The organism is Candidatus Krumholzibacteriota bacterium (assembly GCA_016932415.1).
Classification (GTDB): Bacteria; Krumholzibacteriota; Krumholzibacteriia; order Krumholzibacteriales; family Krumholzibacteriaceae; genus Krumholzibacterium.
Map to the genome: position 1 here is coordinate 1 of JAFGCX010000031.1, position 13,062 is coordinate 13,062.

16 protein-coding genes are annotated in these 13,062 nt (G+C 48.8%); 15 read left to right on the plus strand and 1 reads right to left on the minus strand.

What is annotated here, in order from left to right; all coding sequences use genetic code 11:
• Window positions 1–162 precede the first annotated feature (162 nt).
• The 15 genes from recJ (at window position 163) to rseP (ending at window position 12,666) form a co-directional block, all read left to right on the plus strand.
• Window positions 163–1,881: a single-stranded-DNA-specific exonuclease RecJ gene (gene recJ, locus JW814_10750; protein MBN2071925.1), complete on the plus strand. Its 1,719-nt coding sequence runs from the start codon at window positions 163–165 to the stop codon at window positions 1,879–1,881.
• The gene (locus JW814_10755) at window positions 1,878–2,330 is read left to right on the plus strand and encodes a D-tyrosyl-tRNA(Tyr) deacylase (GenBank protein ID MBN2071926.1); all 453 of its coding nucleotides are present in this window, start codon (window positions 1,878–1,880) and stop codon (window positions 2,328–2,330) included. Before recJ ends, JW814_10755 begins: the two co-directional genes overlap by 4 nt.
• 31 nt (window positions 2,331–2,361) lie before the next feature.
• Window positions 2,362–2,979, plus strand: coding sequence for a septum formation inhibitor Maf (gene maf / locus JW814_10760; GenBank protein MBN2071927.1), 618 nt, complete (start codon window positions 2,362–2,364; stop codon window positions 2,977–2,979).
• Entirely contained in the window at window positions 2,976–3,395 is a 420-nt protein-coding gene (locus JW814_10765) for a YjbQ family protein (GenBank protein ID MBN2071928.1), read from the plus strand. The genes maf and JW814_10765 overlap by 4 nt, the downstream gene beginning before the upstream one ends.
• A gap of 6 nt (window positions 3,396–3,401) precedes the next feature.
• A complete protein-coding gene (gene mtnA / locus JW814_10770) occupies window positions 3,402–4,514 on the plus strand; it encodes an S-methyl-5-thioribose-1-phosphate isomerase (GenBank protein ID MBN2071929.1) in 1,113 nt (370 codons plus the stop codon).
• A gap of 145 nt (window positions 4,515–4,659) precedes the next feature.
• Entirely contained in the window at window positions 4,660–5,091 is a 432-nt protein-coding gene (gene rplM / locus JW814_10775; GenBank protein MBN2071930.1) for a 50S ribosomal protein L13, read from the plus strand.
• Between the two features lie 58 nt (window positions 5,092–5,149).
• A complete protein-coding gene (gene rpsI, locus JW814_10780) occupies window positions 5,150–5,542 on the plus strand; it encodes a 30S ribosomal protein S9 (GenBank protein ID MBN2071931.1) in 393 nt (130 codons plus the stop codon).
• A gap of 63 nt (window positions 5,543–5,605) precedes the next feature.
• Complete coding sequence (gene rpsB / locus JW814_10785; protein ID MBN2071932.1) at window positions 5,606–6,454, plus strand: 30S ribosomal protein S2; 849 nt, start codon at window positions 5,606–5,608, stop codon at window positions 6,452–6,454.
• Window positions 6,455–6,478: 24 nt separating this feature from the next.
• Window positions 6,479–7,075 (plus strand): translation elongation factor Ts, encoded by a 597-nt coding sequence (gene tsf, locus JW814_10790; protein ID MBN2071933.1) that lies wholly within the window; start codon window positions 6,479–6,481, stop codon window positions 7,073–7,075.
• A gap of 93 nt (window positions 7,076–7,168) precedes the next feature.
• Window positions 7,169–7,882 (plus strand): UMP kinase, encoded by a 714-nt coding sequence (locus tag JW814_10795; GenBank protein ID MBN2071934.1) that lies wholly within the window; start codon window positions 7,169–7,171, stop codon window positions 7,880–7,882.
• A 10-nt stretch (window positions 7,883–7,892) separates the two neighbouring features.
• Window positions 7,893–8,456: a ribosome recycling factor gene (gene frr, locus JW814_10800; protein MBN2071935.1), complete on the plus strand. Its 564-nt coding sequence runs from the start codon at window positions 7,893–7,895 to the stop codon at window positions 8,454–8,456.
• 35 nt (window positions 8,457–8,491) lie between these two features.
• Entirely contained in the window at window positions 8,492–9,247 is a 756-nt protein-coding gene (locus JW814_10805; protein ID MBN2071936.1) for an isoprenyl transferase, read from the plus strand.
• Window positions 9,248–9,252: 5 nt separating this feature from the next.
• On the plus strand, window positions 9,253–10,131 hold the full coding sequence (locus tag JW814_10810) for a phosphatidate cytidylyltransferase (GenBank protein ID MBN2071937.1): 879 nt from the start codon (window positions 9,253–9,255) through the stop codon (window positions 10,129–10,131).
• A 20-nt stretch (window positions 10,132–10,151) separates the two neighbouring features.
• A complete protein-coding gene (locus JW814_10815; protein ID MBN2071938.1) occupies window positions 10,152–11,315 on the plus strand; it encodes a 1-deoxy-D-xylulose-5-phosphate reductoisomerase in 1,164 nt (387 codons plus the stop codon).
• A 10-nt stretch (window positions 11,316–11,325) separates the two neighbouring features.
• Complete coding sequence (gene rseP, locus JW814_10820; protein MBN2071939.1) at window positions 11,326–12,666, plus strand: RIP metalloprotease RseP; 1,341 nt, start codon at window positions 11,326–11,328, stop codon at window positions 12,664–12,666.
• On the opposite strand, the gene JW814_10825 is transcribed toward rseP, so the two are convergent.
• Window positions 12,667–13,023: a hypothetical protein gene (locus tag JW814_10825; GenBank protein MBN2071940.1), complete on the minus strand. Its 357-nt coding sequence runs from the start codon at window positions 13,021–13,023 to the stop codon at window positions 12,667–12,669.
• Window positions 13,024–13,062 lie beyond the last annotated feature (39 nt).

Below are 13,062 nucleotides of genomic sequence, written 5' to 3' on the forward strand. Positions count from 1 at the left end.
AGAAGAGGAGAAACGGCCCGTTTCGCTTGACTCTCGGGTAGGTCGATAGAGGCCGGTGGCAACTCCGGTCCCAGATAAATGATCACCGCCCGTCTTCACAGGCGGGGACAGGATCCGGCTTACAGGCCTGCTTTACCATTTCATATCGGAGAGATGCGAACAATGGAAAACTGGATCATCAACCATTATGACAACACTCTTGGTGACACCATCGCCGGAGCCCTGGGAATCGAGGCTGCCTGTGCCAGGTTATTGATCAACAGGGGGATCAGATCGGTTGAAGATGCACTCGAATTTCTTGAACCATCAATGACTCATCTTCACGATCCATTTCTTTTTTCGGAGATGGAAGAAGCGGTATCGCTGTTTGAAGGTATCGCCAATGAAGGCAGGAAGATCCTCATTCACGGCGATTACGATGCTGATGGCATATGCGGTACGGCACTTTTATATGAAGGACTGAAAAGGTACGGAGCTGATGTCCATTTTTTCGTTCCGGACAGGGCGAAAGACGGGTATGGCCTTTCAATGCGAGTGATGGAAAGAGGAATCGAGAAAAACCTTGGATTGCTGATTTCGACCGATTGCGGTTCGAGTGATGGAGAGGTGGTATCGTTCCTTTCCCGAAAAGGAGTCAAGACGATCATCACTGACCATCACGACATAGACGAAAGGATTCCCGAGGCAGATGTTTTTATCAATCCAAAGCTGCCGGGAGAAAAATACCCCTTCAGGGAACTCGCCGGAGTGGGAGTGGCGCTGAAGTTCCTTCAGGCTGTCGAGACGCGAACCGGTAAAGATCTCGGTCTTCCCGGGATGCTCGATCTTGTAGCCGTCGGGACGCTTGGTGATTATGTGAATCTGAATGACGAGAACAGGGTCCTGGTCTCGCTCGGGATGAAGACCCTGGGAAAATGGGAACGGGAGGGATTCAAGGCGCTTCAGGGCGCTTCCAATCTAGCCCGGAAAGGATTCACGGCGAGGCAGATCTGTTTTACCCTGGTACCCAGGTTGAATTCTCCCGGAAGGATAGGAAGCACGAGGGATACTGTTATCCTCCTGACCACTCATGACAGGGAAGAAGCAATCTCGATCGCCAGGACGATCGAGGAAAAAAATAATACGAGAAGATCGTTGGACAGTTCCGTAACGGAGGAAGCCTCGTATCTTGCCGATATAAATATCAGTAAAGGCGATCCGAACGCGCTCGTTTTTTCCTCGGAATCCTGGCATGAAGGGGTCGTAGGAATCGCCGCGTCGAGACTGACCGAAAAGTATTCGCTCCCCGCGGCTCTTATCGCGGTAAAAGGTGAGACTGGGAAAGGTTCGGTCCGGTCGGCGGGAAGGATCGACGTCAGAAAGACACTGGAATCGTGTTCAGAATATCTCGTAGCGTACGGCGGACACCGTGAAGCAGGGGGATTCAGTATCAGGAAGGAAGATATTTATGATTTCCGGAAAAAATTCAACATCGCTGCCGGAGATCAGTTCAACGTTGATGATGCCTGCGGGCAGCTTGTCATCGATATGGAGATCGAACCTGGCGATCGTGCTCATCAGCTGCTGGCGTTCCTTGATAGAATGGAACCATATGGACCGGGGAACAGGGAACCGTTATTCCTGGTCAGAAATATCAGGGTGATAGAGGGAAGCCGGATCGTCGGTAACGGCCATCTGAAAATATGCGGTATCGATACCAGTGGAATGACTCACGATTTCATTGGATTTTCCCTCGGACGCGCCTGGAATCCGGCTGATATAATGGGTAAATCGCTTGATATGGCAGTAAACCTGCGGATGAATTCCTGGCAGGGAAGAGAAGAACTCCAATACCAGGTGAAAGCGATAAGGTATTATCAGATAGAAAGCGTAATGCCATGAGAGTAGTGGTGCAGAGAGTCCGTGAAGCAAGTGTGGAGGTCGGCGGGAGGATTATATCCTCGATCGGACCCGGCGTTGTTGTGCTGGCCGCTTTTAAAAGCGGAGATACAGACGAAGATCTTGACTGGACAGCCAGAAAGATCCTTGAATTGAGGATCTTTGAGGACGATCAGGGAAAGATGAACAGGTCTCTGATCGATCTATCCGGTGAGGTGCTTGTCATCTCACAGTTCACGCTGTATGGTAATTGCAGGAAAGGAAGGCGTCCCGCTTACTCGGGCAGCGCTCCAGCGGAAGAGGCTATGAGGCTTTACAGGAGATTCATCGAGATCTCCACCGGCTATTATCCCAGAGTCGCTGAGGGTGAATTCGGTGCTCATATGAATGTCAGCCTGGTAAACGACGGGCCGGTGACACTGCTGATCGACAGGGAGACAGAGGGGATATGAAGGACGAAGTATCACAGGAAGGGCATAATTGATGAATCCGTTTTTATCATTTGAAGTCCAGCAGGACCTTATACTTGCCTCCGCGTCGCCGAGGCGCAGGGAGATCCTCGATAATCTCGGATTTGAGTTCGAGGTCTTTCCTTCTTCTGTCGATGAAGATGAAGTCATATGGACCGATCCGGTAAAAGTAGTCAGGCTCCTCTCGGAGTTAAAAGCAGTCGACGTTCAAAAGTCGCATCCTCTCAAGACTATTATAGCAGCTGACACAACGGTCGTCTGCGACGGCGAAGTGCTTGCCAAACCGGCAGGAAGGGATGACGCGGTCAAGATGCTGGAAACACTCTCGGGGCGCATGCATCAGGTGATCACCGGCGTTGTCCTAATATCCCCCCCTAATATCAGGTTCATAGAGGAAGAAACAACCGATGTCTTTTTCAGAAAAATATCATCAGCCGAGATATCGGAGTACATAGACACGGGGGAGCCTTTTGACAAGGCCGGGGCATACGCGATCCAGGGGTATGCTTCTCTTTTCGTGGAGAGGGTGGAGGGATGTTTTTACAACGTCGTCGGGTTGCCTGTGCCGAGACTTTTCAGGATGTTCAGGAAACTGGAAAAAGTAATATTGGCAGGGAAGGGGCAAGGATGACTGTTTTTGAAAAAGAAGCCAGATTCCCCACGGGGGGGGACGGAACGATAGTCGACATCACCGGCGACCTCAAGGCGGCTCTTGCCGAGAGCGGCATAAAATCGGGTCAGCTGAATGTCATAGTTCCAGGATCGACAGGAGCAATAACGGCTATAGAATATGAACCCGGTCTGATAGGAGATCTTCCCGAGTTTTTCGAGAAGATCATTCCATCGGGCAGATCGTATCGGCACGATGAGACCTGGGGGGATGGAAACGGATTTTCCCACCTGAGAGCGGCTCTCGTGGGACCATCCCTCTCGATCCCGGTCTCCGGGGGGAAGCTTGTCCTCGGGCAATGGCAGCAGGTCGTTTTTCTGGAATTCGACAACCGGCCGAGGAATAGAAAGATCCACATCAACATCATCGGAGAGTAAGAGGCGATGTTTTTTCGTACAGTAGATTATGTTGAAGGCGCGGTCAGGATCATCGATCAGACTCTCCTTCCTTCGGAAGAGAAGTATCTCGATCTCCGGACTGTAGAGGATGTCGCCGAAGCGATCAGATCTCTCAAAGTCCGCGGAGCACCGGCGATAGGGATCACGGCGGCTTATGGAGTGCTTCTTTCCCTTGAATCTGTTCTCATCAGGTCGGATCCAGATCTTCCGCGGTATATTTTCGATCGTGAGAAGGGAAGGACAGTCTCTGTATCCCGATCGGACGATTTTGACGCTCTGCGCAACGAGCTTTTTGGAGCGATAGATCTTCTTGCCGCGACCAGGCCAACCGCCATGAATCTTTTCTACGCTCTTGGGAGGATGAGGAGTATTGTCGAAAACGCCCCTGATGATATAGAGTCGCTCTGTGACAGGATAGAAAAAGAAGCATTTCTTGTATTCGAAGAGGAGATCGACCGGGAACTGATGATCGGCGAATATGGTTCTGGTATCATTGAAGACGGAATGAGAGTCCTTACGCACTGCAACGCGGGAGGACTGGCGACGGCGGGGTTCGGCACGGCTCTGGGAGTCATATATTCGGCGGTCTCCAGTGGAAAGAGGATAGAACTCTATGCCGACGAGACAAGGCCTCTTTTTCAGGGGAGCAGGCTGTCGGCATGGGAATCGATGAAAAAAGGTATCAAAACCACTATCCTGTGCGACAGCGCGGCCGCGTCGCTGATCGCCGCGGGGAAGATTGACGTGGTGATTACCGGAGCCGACAGAATAGCGATGAATGGAGATACGGCAAACAAGATAGGGACGCTCCCGCTGGCGATAATCTGTTCTAACTATGGAATCCCCTTTTACATAGCGGCACCGGTATCGACATTTGATCCTGAATCTGAAAGTGGAGAGGACATAGTCATCGAATACCGCGATAGTGAAGAATTGACCTCATATCAGGGAATCAGGATCGCTCCGGAGGGGGTAAACGTATATAATCCGGCGTTTGACGTCACCCCGGCTTCGCTGATTACCGCCATAATTACTGAAAAAGGATTGATAAAGAGCCCTTTTGATATTAATATAGGCAAAATGAGGTTATCGGAATGACAAAAGGCTAGTTTCAAATCCCGCTCTGATCGGCCTGTCTGCCATTTTAAGATAAATAATTAAAGAAACTTGACATATACAGGTGCCGGGTATATATTTTGATACTTAATTTTCCGGGGATAAGTGTGTTTTTCGGAGGAATATGATGCAAAAAACTACGGTATTAAAGCCGGGAGAGTTCGAAAGAAACTGGTATCTGATTGACGCCAATGGTAAAACGCTCGGCAGGCTGGCGTCGCGGATCGCCACGATTCTCAGAGGCAAGAACAAGCCAGGATATGCTCCTCACATGGATATCGGCGATTTTATCGTCGTTGTCAACGCCTCGAAAGTCAAGGTGACGGGCAACAAGCTTGAAGACAAGAATTACTGGTCCTACAGCGGGTATTCCGGTGGTCTGAGGTTGACGAGCCTCAAGGTCAAGATGGAAAAGGATCCGGTTTTTCCTCTGACGAACGCGGTCAAAGGCATGCTTCCCCATAACAAACTGGGGCGAAGACTGCTCAAAAAGCTTAAAGTTTATGCCGGAGCCCAGCATCCTCACAAGGCCCAGGCACCTGAGGTCCTTGAGTTTTAGTACGGACAGGTAAGGCCGGTAAGTCTTATACCTTTTAAACATGAGGGGAGGTGTTGATTTGTCGAAAGAAGTATTCCATTCGGTCGGAAGAAGGAAGTCATCTGTAGCGCGTATCTATCTTACAGAAGGAAAGGGTGACATCCTGGTCAACGGCGTATCTCTTCCCGAATACATGAAGAGGGAAAGCCTTACGCTTCTGGTCCGTCAGCCGTTGAATATTACGAACGCTGAGACCAAGTATGATATAAAGGCTACCGTCAAGGGAGGCGGAACCGCCGGACAGGCGGGAGCAATACGTCTCGGGATCTCAAGAGCTATCATATTGCACGATGAGACGATGAGAGGAGTCCTTAAATCAGGAGGATTTCTTACCAGAGACGCGAGAGAAAAAGAGCGTAAGAAATATGGCCAGCCAGGAGCGAGGAAGAAGTTCCAGTTCTCGAAGCGCTAGAGCCGACAATTCACACATCCCTTTTCGACCCATGGTGTCCCGTACGGGGATCGGGCCGGTAGAATGAAGGGGTGGAGGATAAACCAAAAGGAGAAAAAAGTGGAAGTCCAGATCAAGGATCTGCTGGAAGCGGGCGTTCATTTCGGGCACCAGACGCGGCGCTGGAACCCCAAGATGAAACCGTATATTTACAAAGAACAGAACAGCATTTATATCATCGACCTGCGTAAGACTCTCGATAAACTTAAAATCGCATATAGCATGCTTCATGAGATCGCCAGCGAGGGTAAGACTGTCCTTTTCGTGGGAACAAAAAGGCAGTCGAAGGAAAGCGTTCGCGATGATGCCACCAGATGCGGGATGTACTATATCAACGAACGCTGGCTCGGAGGCACATTAACGAACCACAAGACCATCGGCGCCAGTTTGAGCAAGATCGACGATTTTGAAGCAATGGAAAGAGATGGCAGGATCGAACAGTTGTCGAAGAAGGAACGGCTCGATATCGAAAAGAAGAAAGCCAAACTGTTGAAGATCCTTGCCGGTATTCGCGGCATGAGCAAAATGCCATCATGTGTCATAGTATTTGACACCAATAAAGAATCGATAGCTATAAGGGAAGCGAAAAGGCTGAATATTCCGATCATAGGCCTGGTCGACACGAACAGCGACCCTGATGAAGTCGACATCGCTATCCCTGCTAACGATGATGCCATACGTTCGATAAAATTATTCACAAAAACTCTGTCAGACGCTGTGATAGAAGGAAGAGCAAAATACCTGAAGAACAAGGATTTTGTCGAATCCAAGGGTAAGAAAAAGGAACAGGCGACAAGAGAGAATATAACGCCCGTCAGCAAAGCTCCCTCGGAGAAAGCTGTGACAGAACCGGAAGAGAAGAAATCAGAATAAAGATCAGCCCGGAGGAATTAATAAATGGAAATAACACCGAAATTAGTCAAGGAACTCAGGGACAGGACTAACGTTGGAATGATGGACTGCAAGAAGGCTCTTCAGGAGACCGGAGGAGATATCGAAGCGGCGATAAAGATCCTGCGCGAGAAAGGACTTTCTTCCGCTGCCAAAAGAGCGCACAGGGAAGCTAAGGAAGGTACGATCTTTTCATATATTCACAGCAATAACAAGCTCGGGGTCCTGGTCGAACTGAATTGTGAGACAGATTTTGTGGCAAGGACCGATGATTTCCAGGAACTGGGGAAGAATATCGCTATGCAGATCGCGGCGGCGAATCCTTCCGTTGTGAGCCGTGATGACGTTTCCGAAGAAGATCTTGAGCGTGAAAGAGAGATATTCAGAAACCAGGCGCTCAAGTCGGGAAAGCCGGAAAAGATACTTGATAAAATCGTTGAAGGAAAGATTGAAAAGTTCTACAGTGAGAATGTACTTCTTGAGCAGACCTATATAAAAGATGACAAGATCGTCGTCGGGGATCTGATCAAGGAAGTAATAGGGAAACTTGGAGAAAACATGGTTATTAGACGTTTTGTCCGGTTCCAGCTGGGAGAGGAATAATCCTGAACGGTGAAACAGGCTAAGTGAGACTGGTATAATAAAGAAAGCGTGGGAATATATAATTCCTGCGCTTTTTTATGAAGGGAGATCTCGATGACAGCGCGTCCAGAGATCAGGAGAGTGCTTCTGAAAGTAAGCGGGGAGGTCTTCGGTGGGGTGGAACAGAGTATAGATCTTGATATGACAGGAGAGTTCGCATCCGATTTAAAAGAGGCGCTTGAAACGGGAGTCGAGATCGCCGTGGTCGTGGGAGGTGGTAATATACTCAGGGGGTCGATGATCAGCGGAAAGAAGGTCCAGAGGATATCGGCGGACTATATGGGTATGCTCGGTACGGTCATAAACGCTCTCGCGCTCCAGGGTGTCCTGGAGGAAATGGGCGTGGAAGCAAGGGTGATGACTCCTTTCGGAGTAGGACAGGTCGCAGAACGGTTTATCAGGAGGGAAGCAGCCGGTCGTCTCCGCGAAGGGATGTTGCTGATTCTTGCCGGAGGAACGGGAAACCCTTATTTTACGACGGATACCGCGGCAGCGCTGAGAGCGGCGGAAATCGAGGCTGATATCCTGATAAAAGGGACAAAGGTGCAGGGTATCTATGACAGCGATCCAGTCAGGGATCCTTCAGCAAAACTGATAGAAGAGTTGAGTTTTTCTGAAGTACTCCGGGACGACCTTAGAGTTATGGATGGTACGGCGGTAGCATTATGCAGGGATAACGATATTCCGATCATTGTCTTCAATATAATGGAAAAGGGAAATCTCAAGAAGGTATTACAGGGCGAAAAGATAGGATCTATCGTAAGATAAGGAGGTTAAAATGGATCAGATTGACAAGATATTCTCGGAAACTGAAGATCATATGAAAAAATCGATTGAGATGACAGAGATGGAATTGGCTTCTATAAGGACTGGAAAAGCATCTCCCACGCTTCTCGACAGTGTAAAGGTCGACTATTACGGGTCTTCAGTACCTCTTAAACAGATCGCAAATATCGCGATCCCCGATGCCAGACTTATCACTGTTCAGCCCTGGGAAAAACCTATCGTAGGCGAAGTCGTGAAAGCGATACTCGCCTCGAATCTTGGACTGACTCCCCAGAGTGATGGCACCTTTATTCGAATACCCCTGCCGCCGCTGACTGAGGAAAGAAGGATCGAACTCGTAAAGTCAGTAAAGCACATAGTGGAGGACGGAAGGATAGCGATCAGAAATATTCGGCGGGAAGCCAATGACAGGGTGAAAAAACTGGAGAAATCCCATGATATATCAGAGGACGATTCTCATAAATACCAGAAGGAAATACAGGAAATGACTGATGAGTCGATCAAGGTACTCGACAATGTCTCTGACGTAAAAGAACAGGAAATAATGGAATTTTAATGACGAAGTGGTGGGAGGAGACGATCGGGACTGAGATGAAAGAAGAAGAAATAGAAAATGAGATAGAAGCCCTTAAAAAGACAAAAGGACTGCCGGAACATATAGCGATAATCATGGATGGAAACGGCAGGTGGGCCAGGAAAAGGAAATTGCCCCGGATCGCCGGACACAGGTCGGGAAGGGAATCAGTCCGCACGACCGTCCAGACATGCGCCAGGATAGGAATACCTGTCCTTTCCCTCTACACATTCTCGCTTGAAAACTGGAACAGGCCCGCGGGGGAAGTAAAAGCACTTATGTCGTTTCTAAGGAGAGTCCTTGAATCTGAATTCCTTGAACTCGACAAGAACAACATTCAGCTGAGGGCCATGGGAAGGCTCGACCTCCTCCCGAAGTCGACTAAAAAAGTCCTGGACGAGACGATTGAAAAGCTGTCCCGAAACGATGGAATGATCCTTAATCTATGTCTGAGTTACAGCGGCAGGGCCGAGATCGTCGATTCGGTGAAAGGGATCGCCCGTGATCTGATCGAAGGGAAAATCCAGGTCGATTCGATCGATGAGACACTTTTCAGGCAGTACCTTTACTCTCCCGATCTGCCCGATCCGGATCTTCTGATCAGAAGCAGTGGGGAATTGAGAATAAGCAACTTCCTTCTCTGGCAGATAGCCTATTCCGAAATTTTCGTCACGGATGTCCTCTGGCCCGATTTTCGGGAAGAGCACCTGTTGAAAGCTATCAATGAGTATCTGTGCCGTGATCGAAGATTCGGGGGTTTAAAAAGCAGGTAATAGGGATGAACGAAGATCATTCGGGCAGAGCCGGGAAGGCTGAAAAGTCCGGCGGCAAAAAAAGTACGATCCTTGACAGGCTGATAATGTCAGCGATATTCATTCCATGTTTTTTGATCACGGCAAGAAGAGGGGGGATCTATTACCTGATCCTGATCGATATGATCATCCTCGTGGGATTGTGGGAATTCTACCGGATGATGGAAGCAAAAGGGTTAAAACCATACAAGATAATAGGTATCCTGAGTGGAATAGCGCTTCCATGGTATATTTTCTTTCAGCAGGGTGTGTACGCCAACCTCCTTCTGACAGTCATCTTTATAGGAATTATGACGAGTGAACTCTGGAGAAAGGAAAAAGAAAGGGCTGTCTATCATATCTCCGTCACGATCTTTGGAGTCTTCTATGTCGCGTGGCTGGGAAGTCATTTTATACTCGTCCGCGAACTGCCGCAGATCCTCGGGCAGGATTATTCTGCTGGTTATTCATATGTCGTAATGATATTCGCTCTGACATGGAGCTATGACACGGGAGCTTATACGACAGGAAGGCTCTTTGGCAGGCACAAGTTATTTCCCTCGGTCTCGCCCGGCAAGACTGTCGAGGGCTCTATCGGGGGAGTCTTCTTCTCGATCGGTGGTATATTCATCGTCAGGGCTATAATGGCTCCTTACATCGGATGGATCGACGCAGTTCTTCTCGCCGTTGTAGCCTCTGTAATAGGACAGATCGGCGACCTGGTCGAATCGATGCTGAAAAGAGATGTCGATGTAAAGGATTCTTCCGAGACTATTCCCGGACACGGGGGAGTACTTGACAGGTTCGATTCAGTCCTGTTTACTGCTCCGGTGATATATTATCTGCTCAGATACTATTTGTTCTGATTACAGAGAAGGTAGCTACTTTGAAAAAAGTCGTCATTCTTGGTTCGACCGGATCGATAGGTAGAGCCGCGGTAGAGATCATTTCCCAGGCAAGTGATGATTTTGTCATAACGGGCCTGGCCGCGGAAAGCAATATCAATCAGATGCAGGAACAGCTTGCCGATTTTCCCGACGCATTTTTCTCGCTATACAGCGAGGCGGCTCTGAACAGGTTGATCAAAAAGGATCCTCTTCTTGGAAAAAGGGAGAGGGGGTCGGGATCGGATGGAGTCCTTGCCCTTGTAGAGGAAGGTGCCGCCGATATTGTGATAAATGCCATGGTAGGGATCTCGGGCCTGTTGCCGACGATCAAAGCTCTTGAAATGGGTAGCAGCGTAGCTCTGGCAAACAAAGAGGCTCTCGTAACCGGTGGTCATATAATAAACGACCTGATCCAGAATACTGCGGGACGGATCATACCGGTCGACAGTGAGCATTTCTCGCTTTCGCGATGCCTGAGGGGCAACAGGGAAGATACTCTGGAGATCATCCTGACCGCTTCAGGAGGACCTTTTTATAAAAGGGATATGACGGGCCTGTCAGACGTAACGGTAGAAGAAGTGCTCGACCATCCCACATGGAAAATGGGCAAAAAAGTCACCGTCGATTCGGCTCATCTTATCAACAAGGGACTTGAAGTAATAGAAGCGCACTGGCTTTTCGATTTCCCGTATGATTCGATAGGCGTGGTAATTCATCCTCAATCGATCGTGCATTCCCTTACCAGGATGAAAGATGGTTCGCTTCTGGCTCATCTCGGACCAGCGGATATGCGTCTTCCCATAATCAATGCCCTGTATTATCCCGTCGTAGCTCAATATCCGTGGGAACCACTGTCGGTAAATGATTTTGGAAGGCTTGATTTCGTCCAGTTTGAGAGGAAGGATTATCCAGGGTTCGATATCGTAATGCAGGCGGCGAAAGCCGGAGGCACCGCGCCGACCGTTCTAAATGCCGCTGATGAAGTAGCCGTCTCATCTTTTTTATCAGGAAAGACGGGATTTATGACGATTATAGATTGGATAAGAGAAGCGCTGGACGCGCATATTCCGTCTGAAGCTTCCTCTCTCGAAGATATTATTGAAGCGGACAGATGGACAAGAAGGTTTTTGAGTGAAAGACATAAAGATGCTGTTATAACCTGATGGAGGTTCCATGTTTCTAACAATAATCGCTTTTGTTTTTGTCTTGAGTATTGTTGTCCTGGTTCATGAACTGGGTCATTTTCTCGTGGCAAAGTTGAACGGGATTTACGTCATAACTTTTTCAATCGGTTTCGGCCCGAAAATACTCAGGTTCAAGTACGGGGAGACGGAATATGCGCTTTCAGCGCTTCCATTCGGCGGATACGTAAAATTTGCCGGAGAAAACGAGGGAGAAGAAGACAAGGAAGACGATTTCGAGAAGGATATTCCGGAAGAGAGACTGTATAAAAGCAAAAAGCCTGTCCAGAGGATGTCTGTTGTCCTCGCGGGACCGGCGATGAACGCGATTCTGGCTATCGTCCTTTACATATCGACTATATGGATACAGGGCATCTTCGTGAGGAATCCTGGCGATGTGGTCAGTGGTGTCATTGATGATTCTCCCGCCGCCGTGGCTGGCTTTCAGACGGGAGACAGGATTATAGAGATCAACTCGAAGATTTTAAAACCCGGCGAGGAGATAAGCGACCTGGTCGATTACACTGAAGGCGCGAGTTCCACATTCCGGTTTTTAAGAGGGATCGACACTCTTACCGCGCAAGTGACGCCCGAATGGAATGAGGAAGCGGGCCGGCTTACGATAGGGATCTTTTCGAGCAGCAGGCCGATAATCGGGGACGTAAAAAAGGACAGTCCGGCTTATAAAGCCGGGATCCGTAGCGGTGCGCTAATCCTGGCCATGAATGATACGACTGTCTATACCTACCTTGAAATGGCAGAGAAAATCTATTCGCGCAACGGGATCCCGATAGAATTCAAGTGGGAACTCAATGGGGAGATACACAGTTCCGTGATCACTCCCACATCGATGGACGCTCCATCAGGAGGAGAAAAACTCGATGTGATCCAGGTCGGCGCGATCGGTGTAGGGGAGTTTTACGAGAAGCAGAGAGTCTCTTTTCCCGTTGCCGTCAAATACGGGGCGAAGGCTTTCAGCAACCTCTTCGTGTCGATAATGAGTTTTCTCGGCAAACTGGTTACGGGAAAAGCCACACTCAAGGCTGTCGGAGGGCCGATAAGAGTCGGTGTCATGGCGGGGGATATGATCAGATGGGGATTCAGCTATCTGATTAACTTCCTGGCGTTTTTCTCGATGAACCTGGCGATCTTCAATCTGTTGCCGATCCTTCCATTTGACGGAGGCCATTTCGTCATTTTTGTGGTCGAGGCTCTGACCGGGTATAAACCCGGACCGAAGGTTCAGAATGTGATGGCCCAGACAGGATTTATCATCCTGATAATTCTAATGGTGTTCATACTTTTCCTTGATCTGTTCAATCTTGTGAGGTGATCACGGCTTTTCACGTTCAATGAGTAGTTCGATTCTGCTGAAAACGGCATGCCATCTCTCAGGGTTTTCCTTCAGGCTGTCAATTGTCCTGAGGATCCTTTCCTTATCGACACCTTCTTTGAGGGTATCCCATTTTTTTAGGCTGTCAGACGGATTATCTTGGAGATTTTTCTCTAATTCGTTTATTTTTACGTAGAGTTGGACAATATACCGTTCATCGGCTGTCAGAGTAAAATCCTTTTCCGGAGTTTTACCACCCGGGTTATCGCAGCCCGCGTGAAGAACAAGGAAGACCTGAATGACAGGAATGAAGATCAGTGATCTTATCCTCGAAATATTGCGAAACAAAGAACTCATGCTTTATCCGTGGTTGGTAGTTTCAATACAGTCTCACGA